The 15,399-nt window shown below is 69.6% G+C and carries 14 protein-coding genes; 4 read left to right on the top strand and 10 right to left on the bottom strand.

The genetic code is table 11. The features are described 5' to 3' along the window. Nucleotides 1-81: 81 nt before the first annotated feature. Nucleotides 82-3,837, bottom strand: coding sequence for a methionine synthase (gene metH / locus G6N30_RS05585; RefSeq protein WP_407664706.1), 3,756 nt, complete (start codon nucleotides 3,835-3,837; stop codon nucleotides 82-84). Between the two features lie 401 nt (nucleotides 3,838-4,238). On the opposite strand from metH, the gene G6N30_RS05580 reads away from it, so the two are divergent. Further along, nucleotides 4,239-5,129, top strand: coding sequence for a PAC2 family protein (locus G6N30_RS05580; protein WP_134060377.1), 891 nt, complete (start codon nucleotides 4,239-4,241; stop codon nucleotides 5,127-5,129). Here the strand turns inward: G6N30_RS05580 and G6N30_RS05575 are convergent. From G6N30_RS05575 to G6N30_RS05535, 9 genes are all read right to left on the bottom strand, one after another. After that, the gene (locus tag G6N30_RS05575) at nucleotides 5,126-6,559 is read right to left on the bottom strand and encodes a DUF1254 domain-containing protein (RefSeq protein WP_134060376.1); all 1,434 of its coding nucleotides are present in this window, start codon (nucleotides 6,557-6,559) and stop codon (nucleotides 5,126-5,128) included. The genes G6N30_RS05580 and G6N30_RS05575 overlap by 4 nt on opposite strands. After that, complete coding sequence (locus tag G6N30_RS05570) at nucleotides 6,556-7,431, bottom strand: SDR family oxidoreductase (protein ID WP_134060375.1); 876 nt, start codon at nucleotides 7,429-7,431, stop codon at nucleotides 6,556-6,558. The genes G6N30_RS05575 and G6N30_RS05570 overlap by 4 nt, the downstream gene beginning before the upstream one ends. A gap of 9 nt (nucleotides 7,432-7,440) precedes the next feature. Then, nucleotides 7,441-8,688, bottom strand: a complete 1,248-nt coding sequence (gene mshC / locus G6N30_RS05565; protein WP_134060374.1) for a cysteine--1-D-myo-inosityl 2-amino-2-deoxy-alpha-D-glucopyranoside ligase — start codon at nucleotides 8,686-8,688, stop codon at nucleotides 7,441-7,443. 83 nt (nucleotides 8,689-8,771) lie between these two features. Next, the gene (locus G6N30_RS05560; RefSeq protein WP_134060556.1) at nucleotides 8,772-9,539 is read right to left on the bottom strand and encodes a 3'(2'),5'-bisphosphate nucleotidase CysQ; all 768 of its coding nucleotides are present in this window, start codon (nucleotides 9,537-9,539) and stop codon (nucleotides 8,772-8,774) included. Further along, entirely contained in the window at nucleotides 9,539-10,387 is an 849-nt protein-coding gene (locus G6N30_RS05555) for an Rv2133c family protein (RefSeq protein ID WP_407664705.1), read from the bottom strand. Before G6N30_RS05555 ends, G6N30_RS05560 begins: the two co-directional genes overlap by 1 nt. Further along, on the bottom strand, nucleotides 10,371-10,961 hold the full coding sequence (locus G6N30_RS05550) for an Rv2134c family protein (protein WP_134060373.1): 591 nt from the start codon (nucleotides 10,959-10,961) through the stop codon (nucleotides 10,371-10,373). Before G6N30_RS05550 ends, G6N30_RS05555 begins: the two co-directional genes overlap by 17 nt. 28 nt (nucleotides 10,962-10,989) lie before the next feature. Further along, nucleotides 10,990-11,703 (bottom strand): histidine phosphatase family protein, encoded by a 714-nt coding sequence (locus G6N30_RS05545; protein ID WP_134060372.1) that lies wholly within the window; start codon nucleotides 11,701-11,703, stop codon nucleotides 10,990-10,992. Then, nucleotides 11,700-12,530 (bottom strand): undecaprenyl-diphosphate phosphatase, encoded by an 831-nt coding sequence (locus G6N30_RS05540; protein ID WP_134060554.1) that lies wholly within the window; start codon nucleotides 12,528-12,530, stop codon nucleotides 11,700-11,702. The genes G6N30_RS05545 and G6N30_RS05540 overlap by 4 nt, the downstream gene beginning before the upstream one ends. Before the next feature lie 44 nt (nucleotides 12,531-12,574). Further along, nucleotides 12,575-12,898: a hypothetical protein gene (locus tag G6N30_RS05535; RefSeq protein ID WP_134060371.1), complete on the bottom strand. Its 324-nt coding sequence runs from the start codon at nucleotides 12,896-12,898 to the stop codon at nucleotides 12,575-12,577. A 133-nt stretch (nucleotides 12,899-13,031) separates the two neighbouring features. On the opposite strand from G6N30_RS05535, the gene G6N30_RS05530 reads away from it, so the two are divergent. Genes G6N30_RS05530 through G6N30_RS05520 form a run of 3 tightly spaced genes read left to right on the top strand, consistent with a single transcriptional unit; the run spans nucleotide 13,032 to nucleotide 15,384 of the window. Continuing rightward, nucleotides 13,032-14,060 (top strand): YncE family protein, encoded by a 1,029-nt coding sequence (locus G6N30_RS05530; protein ID WP_134060370.1) that lies wholly within the window; start codon nucleotides 13,032-13,034, stop codon nucleotides 14,058-14,060. A 20-nt stretch (nucleotides 14,061-14,080) separates the two neighbouring features. Then, complete coding sequence (locus tag G6N30_RS05525) at nucleotides 14,081-14,311, top strand: DUF5703 family protein (protein ID WP_163687885.1); 231 nt, start codon at nucleotides 14,081-14,083, stop codon at nucleotides 14,309-14,311. After that, a complete protein-coding gene (locus G6N30_RS05520; RefSeq protein ID WP_134060368.1) occupies nucleotides 14,308-15,384 on the top strand; it encodes a quinone-dependent dihydroorotate dehydrogenase in 1,077 nt (358 codons plus the stop codon). Before G6N30_RS05525 ends, G6N30_RS05520 begins: the two co-directional genes overlap by 4 nt. Nucleotides 15,385-15,399: the final 15 nt, after the last annotated feature.

Below are 15,399 nucleotides of genomic sequence, written 5' to 3'. Positions count from 1 at the left end.
CAACCCCCTGCCGAATGTGAGCTCGTGTTCGACAAGTTGGCGATTCTTCATGCATGACTTCACGTTCGCGGCGATCAGGGGTCAATCCTCCGGGTTGTAGCCGAGGTTGGGGGCCAGCCAGCGCTCGGCCTCCTTCAGCGTCCAGCCCTTGCGCTTCGCGTAGTCGGCCACCTGGTCCTGGGCGATGCGGCCGACAACGAAGTACTGCGACTGCGGATGCGAGAAGTACCAGCCGCTGACGGCCGCACCGGGCCACATCGCCATCGACTCGGTCAGCTCGATGCCGGTGCGCTCCGTGACGTCCAACAACTCGAAGAGCGTGGTCTTCTCGGTGTGCTCGGGGCAGGCCGGGTAGCCGGGGGCCGGCCTGATCCCCCGGTATTTCTCACCGATGAGCGCCTCGTTGTCCAGCTGCTCGTCGGGCTGATAGCCCCAGAACTCCTTGCGGACCCGCTGGTGCATCCGCTCGGCGAACGCCTCCGCCAACCGGTCGGCGATCGACTCCAGCAAAATCGCGTTGTAGTCGTCGTTGGCCGCCTTGAACTCGACGATCCTGTCCTGGCTGCCGAGTCCCGCCGTGACGGCGAACGCGCCGACGTAGTCCGCCAGACCCGTTTCCCTGGGGGCGACGAAGTCGCCGAGGCTCCGGTTCGGGATGCCGTCGCGGTGCTCGCCCTGCTGGCGCAGGTTGTGCAACGTGGTCAACACCTCGGTGCGGGTGTCGTCGGTGTAGACCTCGATGTCGTCACCGACCGCGTTCGCGGGGAAGAACCCGATGACCCCGTTGGCGGTCAGCCACTTCTCCTTGATCAGGGTGTCGAGCATCTCCTGGGCGTCGTCGTAGAGCTTGCGGGCGGCCTCGCCCGAGACCGGGTTGTTGAGGATGTCGGGGAAACGGCCCTTCATCTCCCACGCGTTGAAGAACGGCTGCCAGTCGATGTACTCACGCAGCTCGGCGAGGTCGTAGTCGGAGAACTCGCGCACGCCGAGGCCCTGGGCCGGAGCCGGCGGTGTGTAGCCGTCCCACTCGATCGGCGTCCGGTTCGCGCGGGCCTTCTCCAGCGTCAGCATCGGCCGCTCGTTCTTCTGGGCGTGCCGTTCCCGCAGGGATGCGTAGTCCTTCTCGGTGGCCTCCAGCAGGGCAGGCCGCTGCCGGTCGTCGAGCAGCGCGGCAGCGACCGGCACCGAGCGGGACGCGTCCTTGACCCAGACCACCGGACCGCTGCGACGCGGCGCCACCTTGACGGCCGTGTGGGCGCGCGAGGTGGTCGCGCCACCGATCAGCAGCGGGATCTCGAGGCCCTCGCGCTCCATCTCGACCGCGAAGTTGACCATCTCGTCCAGGGACGGGGTGATCAGGCCGGACAGCCCGATGATGTCGGCGTCGTGCTCCTTCGCCGCATCCAGGATCTTCTGGGCGGGCACCATCACGCCGAGGTCGATCACTTCGAAGTTGTTGCACTGCAGGACGACCCCGACGATGTTCTTGCCGATGTCGTGGACGTCGCCCTTCACGGTCGCCATGATGATCGTGCCGTTGGTGTCCTTCGCGGCAGTGGTTCCCGACTGCACCTTCTCCGCCTCGATGTAGGGCAGCAGATACGCGACGGCCTTCTTCATCACCCGCGCCGACTTCACCACCTGGGGCAGGAACATCTTGCCTGCGCCGAAGAGGTCACCGACGACGTTCATGCCGTCCATCAGCGGGCCCTCGATCACCTCGATCGGGCGGCCGCCCGCGGCGGCGATCTCGGCCCGCAATTCCTCGGTGTCGTCGTCGACGTGCGCATCGATGCCCTTGACCAGGGCGTGGGTGATCCGCTCACGGACCGGGAGGCTGCGCCACTCGGCCGCCGCAGGGTCGTCGGCCTTCTCCGACTTGTTGAACCGCTCGGCGATTTCCAGGAGCCGTTCGGCCGCATCCTCGCGACGGTTCAGCACGACGTCCTCGATCCGGTCCCGCAGTTCGGGGTCGATCGAGTCGTAGGGCACCAGTGCACCGGCGTTGACGATGCCCATGTCCAGGCCGGCCTTGATGGCGTGGAACAGGAACACCGAGTGGATCGCCTCGCGGACCGGATTGTTGCCCCGGAACGAGAACGACACGTTCGAGATACCGCCGGAGATGTGCACCCCGGGGAGGTTCTCCTTGATCCAGGCGCAGGCCTCGATGAAGTCGATGCCGTACGTCGCGTGCTCCTCGATACCGGTCGCCAGCGCGAAGCAGTTCGGGTCGAAGATGATGTCCTCGGGCGGGAAGCCGACCTCTTCGGTCAGGATCCGGTAGGCGCGCCCGCAGATCTCCTTTCGGCGTTCCAGATTGTCGGCCTGCCCCTGCTCGTCGAAGGCCATCACGACGACGGCGGCGCCGTACTTGCGGCACAGCCGGGCCTCGCGGATGAACTTCTCCTCGCCCTCCTTCAGGGAGATCGAGTTGACGATCGGCTTGCCCTGGACGTTCTTCAGGCCCGCCTCGATGACCTCCCACTTGGAGGAGTCGATCATCACCGGGACGCGGCTGATGTCGGGTTCGGCCGCGATCAGCTTGGTGAACCGGTCCATCGCGGCGACACCGTCGATCATGCCCTCGTCCATGTTGATGTCGATGACCTGCGCACCGACCTCGACCTGCTGCAGAGCGACCGACAGCGCGCTGTCGTAGTCCTCGGCCTTGATCAGGTTGCGGAACCGGGCCGAGCCGGTGATGTTGGTGCGCTCACCGATGTTGACGAACAGGGAGTCGTTGGTGATGTTGAGCGGCTCCAGGCCTGAGAGCCGGGTGGCCACCGGGACCTCCGGCACCTCACGCGGCTTCTTGCCGTCCACGACCTTCGCGATCTCGGCGATGTGCGGCGGCGCCGTCCCGCAGCACCCGCCGACCAGGTTGACCAGGCCGGCCTCGGCGAATTCGGCGAGATAACCGGCCTGATGCTCCGGGGACTCGTCGTACTCGCCGAAGGCGTTGGGCAGGCCCGCGTTCGGATAGCAGGAGACGAACGTGTCGGCGATCCGTGCCACCTCGGCGATGTAGGGCCGCATCTCCGGCGCGCCGAGGGCGCAGTTGAGGCCCACCGCGAGCGGCTTGGCGTGCCTGATCGCGTTCCAGAAGGCCTCGGTGACCTGACCGGACAGGGTCCGCCCGGACGCATCGGTGATGGTGCCCGAGATGATCACCGGCCAGCGGCGACCGCGCTGCTCGAACAGGGTCTCGACGGCGAACACCGCCGCCTTGGCGTTCAGCGAGTCGAAGATCGTCTCGATGATGAGCAGGTCGGCGCCGCCGTCAACCAGGCCGTTGGCGGCCTCGAGGTACGCCGCGACCAGCTGGTCGTAGGAGACGTTGCGGGCGCCGGGGTCGTTGACGTCCGGGGAGATCGACGCGGTCCGCGTCGTGGGCCCGATCGCGCCGGCGACGTAGCGGGGCTTGTCGGGGGTGCTGTACTCGTCGGCGGCCTTGCGGGCCAGGGCGGCGCCGGCGTAGTTCAGCTCGTAGGCCAGCTCGGCCATGTCGTAGTCGGAGAGCGAGATCGCGTTCGCGTTGAACGTGTTGGTCTCCAGGATGTCCGCGCCCGCCTCGAGGTACTCGCGGTGGATCCCCTCGATGATCTGGGGCTGCGTCAGGTTGAGCAGGTCGTTGTTGCCCTGCAGGGCGGTCGGCCACTCCGTGAACCGGTCGCCGCGGTAGCCCGCCTCGTCCGGCCGGTCCCGCTGGATCGCGGTGCCCATCGCGCCGTCGATCACCATGATCCGCCGGCGCAGGGCTGCGGTCAGCTCCTCGGTGCAGTCAGGGCGGATGTTCGGCGCAAAGGTGTTCGCCTCGACAGCGGTCACGCGCACTCCTTCCGTAGCGGAAGGCGTCCTTGACTCTGCCGAGCGTGGCGGATACCGGACGGGGAAGGGACCCCGCCAGAACCCGTTGCAACGCCTCTCGACCCCGGAAAGTCTACGTCGTCGCGCGATCGACGTCTGGACGCCCAGTTCACCGCCGCAATCGACCCCGCCTCGGAGCGCTTGCCCGCGATGCTTTGGTTACCAAGGTTAACCAAATCGCCGTTGAACCTATTTCGTCTCGACCACGTTGTCGCCCACCGGAACCCGCGTCGACAGGGCGCCGAGGAGGTCGGTGTCGCGGACGCGCGGTTCGGCGGCACTCACACGGCACAGGATAGTCGGTGAGTGCAAACCGCCGCGTGGGTCGATGGGGCTCGCGCGTGCCTCGCAGGCCTTAGGCTTGCGTTGTGACCCCATCGGACTTCGGCCCCCCGAAGGGACCTGACCTGCCGCAGTTGCGGGACGCCATCGTCGTGGCGGCGTTCGAGGGCTGGAACGACGCCGGTGACGCCGCCAGTGACGCGCTCGAGCACCTCGACGCGATCTGGGAGGCCGAGACGATCGCCGAGATCGACGACGAGTCGTACTACGACTACCAGGTCAATCGCCCGGTGATCCGGCAGATCGACGGGGTGACCCGCGAGCTGGTGTGGCCGTCGATGCGGATCTCCCACTGCCGCCCGCCCGGCGCCGACCGCGACATCGTGTTGATGCACGGCGTCGAACCGAACATGCGCTGGCGCACGTTCTGCGCGGAACTGCTCAACATCGCCGACAAGCTCAACGTGCAGACCGTCGTGATCCTGGGTGCGCTGCTCGCCGACACCCCGCACACCCGGCCCGTGCCGGTGTCCGGCGCGGCCTACTCGTCGGAGTCGGCGAAGTTCTTCGGTCTCGAGGAGACCCGGTACGAGGGACCGACCGGCATCGCCGGGGTGTTCCAGGACGCCTGCGTGCAGGCCGGGATTCCCGCGGTCACGTTCTGGGCTGCGGTGCCGCACTACGTGTCGCAGCCGCCCAACCCGAAAGCCACCGTCGCGCTGCTGCGTCGCGTCGAGGACGTCCTCGACATCGAGGTGCCGCTGGCCGACCTGCCCACCCAGGCCGAGGAGTGGGAGGAGGCGGTCACCGAGATGACCGCCGAGGACGACGAGATCGCCGAGTACGTCGCCTCCCTCGAACAGCGCGGCGACGCCGAGGTCGACATGACCGAGGCGCTGGGCAAGATCGACGGCGACGCCCTGGCCGCCGAGTTCGAGCGGTATCTGCGGCGAAGGGGCCCGGGTTTCCGGAGCTAGCCGCGCACCACCTGCGGTGGCTTCCACGTGCCGTTGAGCGCATCGGGCTTCGGCCAGTACAGCCGCAGCACCATCTGGAACGGTCCCTTCGGCGCGGGCAGCCAGTTCGACTCCTTGCCTGCGCCGGGCGAGGCGTTCTGCACGAAGAAGGTGTAGCCGCCGTCGGGGTCGGGCACCAGGCTCGGCAACATGGGCGAGTTGATCAGATAGCGCTGCAGCTCGTTGGGCACCAACTGACTCTGCGGCAGCTCGTACATCGTCAGCGACCAGAACGCGTTGACCGGCGGCAACTGACCCGGCGCGAAGCGGACGGTGTAGTTGTTGGCGCCGGTGAGCGGTTGGCCGTCGGAATCCTCGACCAGGCCCGGGTAGAGCGCTTCGGCCGCGGTGTTGCCGTAGATGCCGAGCACGGCACCGGCCATCCGGTGGAGGTAGTTGCCCTTGAGGTCCGCGGCGGTGCCGAACAGCTGGGCTGATCCCACCTTTCCGGTGTCGAGCTCGTTCTTCTTGAACGTGTTGAACTCGGCCCACGCATCGGCCATGCCGTCCTCGACGGCCTGTCGCATCTCCGGGGTGAGGGTGTCGGCGTCGAAACCCCCGTCCGGACCGATGCCGATGCGCGCGAACCGGTTGCGCATATCGCGTTCGTCGGGCAGCACCGGCGCGGTGCGCAGCGCGAAGTTGAGGATCTCGAAGAATTGCGGCGAATTCACCTGCTGCTCGGGGGTGAGCGGCGGGACGAAGTCGATCGGCGGGGCGCCGGGCGGCGGTGGCGCGTTGAGGTACACCGACAGCGGCGCCACCTGATAGCCGGCCTGAATCCGTTTGACGCTTTCGAGGTCGGACGGTCCGAACAGCTGGGTCCGGTAGATGACGCCGGCCAGGTCGGTGTCGGACCGGATGACCTCGTCGATGCCCTGCGGTGTGTCGCCCTGCCAGCCGGGTCCGGCAAACAGGTACTTCCCGCCGCCGTTGCCGGTGGTCCGGCTGCCGACGTAGGCGATGTTGTTGGTGTAGCCGTTGATGAACTGCAGCGAGTAATAGCGGTCCGGCTCGATCGGCGGAACCGTCAGCACCAGCGGTTCGGCGCGCAGGTCCGCGCCGAGCATCGAATACGGGGTGTCGGAGTTCGGCGTCTGCACCGCCGTGTCCTCTGGTGTGTACACCCGTGCGGTGCTGTGGATCTCGTTCCAGCCGCCCTTGTACTCGGGATCCTGCTTGTCGACGAAGTAGGCGTACTGCACCCGGTAGTTGTCGACGATCGGGAAGCCGTAGATGTAGGCCTCCTTGGCGATCGCCCTGGCCTCGGCCGGACCGACCTGCGCCGGCGGCGTTGTCGCCGGAGCGGCCGAGGGGGCGTCGGTGTCACCGCCTTGGGCACATCCGGCCAGCAACGTGACCGCCGCGAGGGCGACCAGCCGGCGGATCACTTCTTCAGGCCGTGGGTGCGCGCGCCCAGCGACCGCTTCAGCGCGGTCACTTCCTTGTCCATCTGCGGCAGCACCTTCGGGGCGGTCTTCAGCACCGACGCCTGCCCCAGCCGGGTCGTCAGCAGCGGCTTCGCCCAGCGGATGACGCCCACCCACCAGGGACAGTAGATGCGCTCCCTGCGGCCTTCGATGCCCTTGACGAACACCTCGCCGCACTTCTGCACCGAGGTGGTCTTGCTCAGCGGTCCGGGCAGCGAGTCGAGCATCGTGCGGAAGCTCGGCAGATCGGCCTTGGTGTCCTGCACCAGCGGGGTGTCGATCCAGGACATGTGTGCACATCCGACCGTGACGCCGTGGTGGGCGACCTCGAGGCGCAGCGCGTTGGCGAAGTGCTCCACCCCGGCCTTGGACGCGTCGTACGGCGCCATCCCCGGTGCGGCGGCGAACGCCGCGAGCGACGACACCACCAGCACGTAGCCCTTGCGGTCGATCACCGACGGCAGCGTCGCACGCGCGGTGTTGAACACGCCGACCACGTTGACGTCGAGCACCCGCCGGAACGCGTCGGGATCGACGACCAGCACCGAGCCGTAGCTGGCGATACCGGCGTTGGCGATCACGATGTCGATGCCGCCGAACCGCGTGACGGCCTGCTCGGCGGCGGACTGCATGGTGGCGAGGTCGCAGACGTCGGCGACGACGGTCAGCACCCGCTCGTTGCCGAGGTCGGCGGCGAGTGTGGTCAGCGGCGCCTCGTCGAGGTCGGTGAGGACCAGCTTGGCGCCTTTGGCGTGCAGCCGCCGGGCCAGTTCTTCGCCGATCCCTCGGGCGCCGCCGGTGATGAACACGACCTTGTCGCGTACCGAAGTCATGCGTGGAAGTTACTCCACGGACAGCGCGACTCCGAGCAAGGCGTCGACGGCGGTCGCGACGATGCCGGGCGCGGCGGTGTCGTGACCGCCGTCCTCGAGTGCCTCCTCGCACCAGGCGTCCAGCGCGGCGAGGGCCCTCGGAGTGTCCAGATCGTCGGCGAGGTAGGTGCGCACCCGGGCGAGCACATCGGTCGCGTCGGGTCCGGCGGCCAGCGCGGTGGCGCGCCGCCAGCGGTCCAGCCGGGTGTGCGCGTCGGCGAGCACGTCGTCGCTCCAGAACCGGTCGGCGCGGTAGTGGCCGGCGAGCAGGCCGAGCCGGATCGCCGAGGGGTCGATGCCGTCGGCGCGCAGCCGTGACACCAGCACCAGGTTGCCGCGGCTCTTGCTCATCTTGTGGCCGTCCCAGCCGATCATGCCGGCGTGCACGTAGTGGCGGGCGAATCGCCGCTCCCCCGTCACCGATTCGGCGTGCGCCGCCGAGAACTCGTGGTGGGGGAAGATCAGGTCGCTGCCGCCGCCCTGGATGTCCAGACCGGTGCCGATGCGGCTGAGCGCGATCGCCGCGCACTCCACGTGCCAACCCGGCCGGCCGGGGCCGAACGGTGAGGGCCAGCTGGGCTCGCCCGGCCGCTCCGCGCGCCACAGCAGTGCGTCGAGCTCGTCGGCCTTGCCGGGCCGGTCCGGGTCGCCGCCGCGTTCGGCGAACAGCTGGAGCATGGTGTCGTGGTCGTAGTTCGACTCGTAGCCGAACTGGACGGTCGCGTCGGCGCGGTAGTAGACGTCGGGGTACTCGGCGTCGTCGACGACATAGGCGGCGCCGGAGGCCAGCATCTTCTCCACCAGCTCGATCACCTCGGCGATCGCGTCGGTGGCGGCCACGTAGTCCTGCGGTGGCAGCACCCGCAGTGCGGCCATGTCCTCGCGGAACAGCTGGGTCTCGCGTGCGGCCAGCGCACGCCAGTCGATCCCGTCGCGGTCCGCGCGCTCGAACAGCGGATCGTCGACGTCGGTGATGTTCTGCACGTAGTGCACCCGGTGGCCGGCGTCCAGCCACACCCGGTGCACCAGGTCGAACGTCAGGTAGGTGGCGGCGTGGCCGAGGTGGGTGGCGTCGTACGGGGTGATGCCGCAGACGTACATGGTGGCCGTCTCACCCGCAGACACCGGCCTCACCTGCCGGTCGGCGCTGTCGTAGAGCCGCAGCTGCGGACCCCGGCCCGGCAGTGCCGGAACGTCCGGAGCGGGCCACGATTCCATGACCTCGACTCTAGGTTGTTGGATCAGGGCAGCCTCCCGCTGGTGCGCAGTGTCAGAGCAATGCGACAACGACGACGGCACTTTCATTCCCCCCGGTATGCCGAGTGGATCGCTTCGAGCAGCACTCCGGCCAACTCCGGCCGGCACATCAGGAGGTCGGGGAGGTAGGGGTCGCGCCGGTTGTACACGAGCGGGGAGCCGTCGAGCCGCGTGGCGTGCAGCCCGGCCGCCTGCACCACCGCAGCGGGTGCGGCCGAATCCCATTCCCACTGGCCGCCGGCGTGGAGGTACGCGTCGACCTCGCCGCGGACCACGGCCATCGCCTTCGCGCCTGCCGAGCCGATGCGGACCATCTCGATGTCCAGGCGGTCGCGGATCCACCACAGCACCGCGGGCGGGCGGGTGGCGCTGGCGGTGATGCGGATCGGCCCGTCCGTGCGCTCAGGTGGTGGTGCGACGGTGTCGGTGCGGTACACCTCGCCGCGGGCCGGCAGCGCCACGGCCGCGTCGGTGAGCCGGCCGGTGGGGCTGCCGTCGCGCTGCCACAGCGCGATGTGCACGGCCCAGTCCGACCGCGGCGGCAGCGAATACTCACGGGTGCCGTCGACCGGGTCGACGATCCACACCCGTTCGGCGTCCACCCGGGCCAGGTCGTCGACCGCCTCCTCGCTCAGCACGGCGTCGTCGGGCCGGTGCTCGCGCAGCCGGTCGAGGATCAGCACGTTGGCGCGTTTGTCGCCGGCGTCGCCGAGGTCGTAGGGGTGGTACCAGTCGTATTCCTCGCGCAGCGCGACCAGCATCTCGCCGGCCTCGACGGCCACCGCGGCGGCCAGCTCGGCGTCGCTCTGCATCAGAAGGCCGGCCACGGGATCGGACGGCGCCGGTCCGGCGTCGGCATCACCGGATTGTCAAGCAGGTCAACGACTCTCGCACGCAAAGCGGCGACCTCGCGGGCGGTGATGTGCGGCCGCAGCCGGTCGGCCAGTCCCCCGTCGCGCAGTTCGTCGCCGAGGCGGGCCACCACCTCGAGGGTCTCGTCGTCGACCGGTTTGCCCGCCCAGCCCCACAGCACGGTGCGCAGTTTGTCCTCGCTGTGCAGGCTGACGCCGTGGTCGACGCCGTACACCCGGCCGTCGATGCCGGCGAGGATGTGGCCGCCCTTGCGGTCGGCATTGTTGATCAGCACGTCGAACACGGCCATCCGCCGCAGCCGGCTGTCATCTGCGTGTACCAGCGTGACCTCGTCACCGGCGTAGTCGTAGGCCTGCAGGATCGGCAGGTAGCCGGGCGGGATCCGGCCCGCAGGCAACAGGTCGACGAGGTCCGGGCCGAGGTCTTCGTCACCCTCGTCGCCGGGCTGGTCGACCCACCGCTGCACCATTCCCGGTCCGGCCGGACCGTCGCGAATCACGGTGTCGGGCACGATCTTCCAGCCCAACGCCGCCGAGACGAGATAGGCGCCGTACTCGCGGCCGGCCAGCGTGCCGTCCGGGAAGTCCCACAGCGGCGCCTCTCCGGCGACCGGCTTGTACACGCAGTGGATCTGCGCATCGTCCAGATGCGCCTCACACAGGAACGTGGCGTTGCTCGCCGAGCGGATCCGGCCGATGACGGTCAACTCGCCGCACCGCATCACCGTGCCGTCGGCTGTGACCCCGTCTGCACCCTCGGATGCGCCGCCCTCAGCTGTCGGTGTCATCGTCGTCGGTTCCGGCCAGCGCGCCGCGCCGATAGCCGTTGGTGCGCACACAGATGTGCCCCTCCGGGTCGAGGGGTTCGTCGCACAGCGGGCACGGCGGACGGCCTGCGGAGATGACGCGGTTGGATCTGGTCGCGAACTGGCGGGCCGACTCGGGGGTGAGGAACACCCGCACCGCGTCGGGGCCGTCCTCGGCGTCGTCGAGCACCACCGAGGCGTCGAATTCGGTGTCGGACACCGCGAGCAGTTCCACGACGATGGTCTGCGCCTCGGAGTCCCACCCGAGACCCATCGTCCCGACCCGGAACTCCGCGTCGACGGGCGTGACCAGCGGGCTGAGGTCGTCGACCTCACCGGTGTCGGGCGGGATGGGGGTGCCGAACCGGCGGTTGATCTCCTGCAGCAGCGCGGCGATCCGTTCGGCCAGCACGGCCACCTGCTGTTTCTCCAGGATCACCGACACCACGCGCTTGTCGTGCACGGCCTGCAGGTAGAACGTCCGATTTCCGGGTTGCCCGACCGTCCCGGCCACGAAGCGGTCGGGCGTGCGGAAAACGTGAATTGCTCGGGCCATGGCACCTTCCAAAATACCGGGTGGCGGGTCAGCCCGTGGAACCGCCGACCACCGCGTCCTCCGGCGGCATTTCCGCAGGACCGTCCTGTTGCCCCTCGGCCGGCGCGGGTTTGGGCATCAACCCCGCGGCCAGCTCCGCGCCGTTGTGGTTGACGTGCACCACGAAGGGGCGCAGCGTCGTGTACCGGATCACGCTCATCGACGCGGGATCGGCGGTGATCCGCTGGAAACTGTCCAGGTGCGTGCCCAGGGCGTCGGCCAGCACCGCCTTGATGACGTCGCCGTGGCTGCACGCCACCCACAGCGCATCGCCGCCGTGCTCCTCGGCCAGCCGGCGGTCGTGTTCGCGGACGGCCGCCACGGCGCGGGCCTGCACCTGCGCCAGGCCTTCGCCGTCGGGGAACACCGCGGCGCTGGGCTGCTGCTGGACCACCGCCCACAGCGGTTCCTTGACCAGGTCGCCGATCTTGCGACCGGTCCAGGCGCCGTAGTCGACCTCGGTGAGGCGTTCGTCGACGACGTGTTCGAGCCCGAGCGCGGCGGCCAGCGGTTCGACGGTGCGCTCGCACCGCAGCAGCGGTGAGCGCACGATCGCCTTGACCGGGAGCTCACCGATGCGGCCGACGAGGGCCCGCGCCTGTTCGGCACCCCGTTCGTCGAGGTCGACGCCCTCGCTGCGGCCGGCGAGGGTGTGCGCGGTGTTGGACGTCGAGCGGCCGTGCCGCAGCAGGATCACGGTCATTGCGCGGCCACCACCCCGGTGGACAACAGGATCAGCACCACCACACCCAACACCACCCGGTAGCCGACGAACCAGTACATACCGTGGCGGACCAGGAACCGCAGGAACCAGGCGATCGCCGCGAAGCCCACGGCGAACGCGATGATCGTCGCGACCAGCAGCTGCGGACCGCTCGCGCTCATCCCCTCGCCCACCGGGGCGAAGGCGTCGGGCAGCGAGAACAGGCCGGAGGCGAACACCGCGGGGATGGCCAGCAGGAATCCGAACCGGGCGGCCAGTTCACGGTCGAGGCCGAGGAACAGGCCCGCACTGATCGTCGCCCCCGACCGCGACACCCCGGGCAGCAGCGCCAGACACTGTGCGACGCCCACGATCACGCTGTCACGCCAGGTGAGTTGTTCGACGTGGCGGACCTGCCTGCCGAAGTACTCGGCGGCGGCGATGACGACCGAGAACGCGATCAGCGCGATCGCGATGGCCCACAGATTGCGGGCGGCGGTGCGGATCTCGTCTTTGAGCAGCAGCCCCATCACGGCGATCGGGATGGTGCCGATGATCACATACCAGCCCAGCCGGTAGTCGGCGTCGCGGTGTTCGGGCCGGCGCAGGCCGCGGAACCAGGCCTGCACGATGCGCCCGATGTCGCGGGCGAAGTAGACGAGGACGGCGACCTCGGTGCCGAGTTGGGTGACGGCGGTGAACGATGCGCCCGCATCGTCGTCGAAGAAGACCCGCGACACGATCGCGAGATGACCCGAGGAGGACACCGGCAGGAATTCGGTGAGGCCCTGCACGACGGCGAGGACGATGACCTGCAACCACGACATGGCCGGTGCGTCGATCACGACGACGACCGTACCGTGACGGGGCGTCAGCGACCGGGTCGCGCCACCGGCTGTGCGGAGGACACCGCGTCGCGCACGGCGGCCGCCAGGCTGCGCTCGTCGGTCAGGTCGATGTCGGTGAGCTTGCGGGTGGTCGCGGCGACCACGTCGTCCTCGGTGGGCACCGGGGTGCGCAGGCGCGGCCGGTAGACCTCGACCACGAGGAGCTGGCGCTCGACGTGGAAGGAGAAGCTGCGGCCGTCGCCGACCTGCCCGAACCCGCTGGCGTGCACACCCGTGGAGATGTCTTCGAACTCGAAGGCGGTAGCGGTGGCGGTGGTGCCGGCGCGACCCTCGGTGACCAGCGTCATGGCGTCACCGTAGCGAGACTTATGTAAGACGGTCTAGGAAACGGCGAGAATCCGTCGGTCCGACACTGCCTACACTGGCGCACCGAGCCGCCCACGCCGAGAATTTCCCTTCGCACACACCGAGAGCTACCCCTTGCCGCTGCGCGTAAACCCCCGACCCGTGCCGCTGACCGGTGCCCTGGTGGCGCTGGCGGTGCTCGCCGGCTGTTCGTCCAGTCCGGTCGACGCGCCACCACCGACCATCACGCCTGCCACCGCCGCATCGTCGCCCCCGGTCACGGGGGAGCCCGACGGCACCGTGCGGCCGGTGGGCGCGGACACCGCGGCGGCGCTGTTCGATCCGGCCACCCGTTCGCTGGTGGTGCTGGGCCCGGGACCGGAGGGGCAGTCGGCGCTGACGGTGTTCACCTCGGCCGCGCCGCCACGCACCGTGTTGACCCCCGCGCCGGCGACGGCGATGGCCGGAGACGACGACGGCGGGCTCTACCTCGCCACCCGCGGTGGCTACCTGCGGGTGGACGTCGCGGCGGGCACCGTCGCCCCGGTGGACGTGGAGGGTGAGGCCGACACCGACTTCACCGCGATCGCCCGGCGCGAGGACGGGCGGCTGGTCCTCGGCACCTCCGACGGCGCCGTGCTGACGCTGAGTTCCGACACGGCGGTGGCTGCGCGGCTGGGGATCTTCGCGCGCGTCGACGCGCTTGTCACCCAGGGCAATACGGCCGTGGTCCTCGACCGGGGGCAGACCTCGGTGACGACGGTCGACGCCAGCGGGACCAAGGCGGCGCAGGCGCTGCGCGCCGGTGAGGGCGCCACCACCATGGCCGCCGACCCGCAGGGCCGGGTGCTGGTCGCCGACACCCGCGGTGACGAACTGCTGGTGTTCGGCACCGATCCGCTGATCATGAGGCAGCGCTACCCCGTGCCCGGCGCCCCGTACGGACTGACCGGGTCGCCGGAGCTGGCGTGGGTGTCGCAGACGGCGGCCAACACCGTGATTGGCTACGATCTGTCCACCGGAATACCCGTCGAGAGGGTGCGTTACAGAACCGTGCAGCAACCGAATCTCCTCGCCTACGACGACGCGTCTGGCACTCTTTATGTGGTGTCAGGAACGGGAGCGGGTGTGCAGGTGATCCCGGGTGCGGCGGTGCCACGGTGACGGCCGGCGCACGGGGTCGGATGCCCGCGGCCTGGGACAAGGTGGTCGCGGAGGCATCCGACGAGTGGGAGTGGGTGCCGCTGCGGCTACCACCCGATGTGACCAGGATCAGCGCGTCGATCCGGCTGTCCATCGAGGCCGAGTACCGCGGCTGGGAGCTGACCCGGGTGCGGGCCTACACCGACGGCAGCCGCCGGGTACTGCTGCGACGCCGTAAGACCGCGAGTGCGGCGGAGCAGCCCGGCCAGTGAGCGGCTATCACGCGCTGCGGCGGGTGCTCTTCCTGATCTCCCCCGAGCGCATCCACATCTGGGTGTTCGCGCTGCTGCGCACCCTGACCGCACCGGGCCCGCTCCGTCGCGCGCTGCGCGGCCGGCTCGCACCCTCCGACCCGGTCCTGGCCAGCACCGTGTTCGGCGTGCACTTCCCGGGGCCGCTCGGCCTGGCGGCCGGATTCGACAAGGACGGCCTCGGACTGCACACCTGGCCCGCGCTGGGCTTCGGGTTCGCCGAGGTCGGCACCGTGACCGCCCAGCCGCAGCCCGGCAACCCGCAGCCCCGGTTGTTCCGGCTGCCCGAGGACCGGGCGCTGCTCAACCGCATGGGGTTCAACAATCACGGCGCCGCCCGGCTCGCGCAGCGCCTCACCCGCCACACCTCCGACGCGCCCGTCGGGGTGAACATCGGCAAGACCAAGGCGACGCCCGCCGACCGGGCCGTCGAGGATTACGCGCAGAGCGCCCGCCAGCTCGGACCGCTCGCCGCGTTCCTGGTGGTCAACGTCAGCTCCCCGAACACCCCCGGCCTGCGCGATCTGCAGGCGGTGGAAGCGTTGCGGCCCATCCTCTCCGCGGTGCGTGCCCAGACCTCGACGCCGGTGTTGGTGAAGATCGCGCCCGATCTGTCCGACGCCGATGTCGACGAGATCGCCGGCCTGGCAATCGAATTGGGGCTGGCCGGAATCGTCGCCACCAACACCACGATCTCGCGCGACGGGCTGAAGACGCCCGGCGTGGCCGACCTCGGTCCGGGTGGGATCTCCGGCGCCCCGGTGGCCGCGCGGTCGCTGGAGGTGCTGCGCCGGCTGTATCGCCGCGCCGGGGACCGGCTGGTGCTCGTGAGCGTGGGCGGCATCGAGACCGCCGACGACGCCTGGGAGCGCATCACCTCGGGCGCCTCACTGCTGCAGGGCTACACCGGCTTCGTCTACGGAGGCGGCCTGTGGGCCAAGCGGATTCACGACGGGCTCGCGGCCCGGTTGCGCGCCGAGGGTTTCGCATCGCTGAGCGAGGCGGTGGGCTCCGCGCTGCGCGAGCAGACATAGAATCGCGTGACCCGA

The organism is Mycolicibacterium litorale (genome assembly GCF_010731695.1).
GTDB lineage: Bacteria > Actinomycetota > Actinomycetes > Mycobacteriales > Mycobacteriaceae > Mycobacterium > Mycobacterium litorale.
This window is presented reverse-complemented; position numbering and strand designations above follow the sequence as displayed.

Excerpts from the sequence above, each read along its gene's own strand:
- G6N30_RS05570 (WP_134060375.1), bottom strand. The coding sequence starts at position 7,431 with ATGACTTCGGTACGCGACAAGGTCGTGTTCATCACCGGCGGCGCCCGA.
- mshC (WP_134060374.1), bottom strand. The coding sequence starts at position 8,688 with ATGGAATCGTGGCCCGCTCCGGACGTTCCGGCACTGCCGGGCCGGGGT.
- G6N30_RS05560 (WP_134060556.1), bottom strand. The coding sequence starts at position 9,539 with ATGCAGAGCGACGCCGAGCTGGCCGCCGCGGTGGCCGTCGAGGCCGGC.
- G6N30_RS05555 (WP_407664705.1), bottom strand. The coding sequence starts at position 10,387 with ATGACACCGACAGCTGAGGGCGGCGCATCCGAGGGTGCAGACGGGGTC.
- G6N30_RS05550 (WP_134060373.1), bottom strand. The coding sequence starts at position 10,961 with ATGGCCCGAGCAATTCACGTTTTCCGCACGCCCGACCGCTTCGTGGCC.
- G6N30_RS05545 (WP_134060372.1), bottom strand. The coding sequence starts at position 11,703 with ATGACCGTGATCCTGCTGCGGCACGGCCGCTCGACGTCCAACACCGCG.
- G6N30_RS05540 (WP_134060554.1), bottom strand. The coding sequence starts at position 12,530 with ATGTCGTGGTTGCAGGTCATCGTCCTCGCCGTCGTGCAGGGCCTCACC.
- G6N30_RS05535 (WP_134060371.1), bottom strand. The coding sequence starts at position 12,898 with ATGACGCTGGTCACCGAGGGTCGCGCCGGCACCACCGCCACCGCTACC.
- G6N30_RS05525 (WP_163687885.1), top strand. The coding sequence starts at position 14,081 with ATGCCCGCGGCCTGGGACAAGGTGGTCGCGGAGGCATCCGACGAGTGG.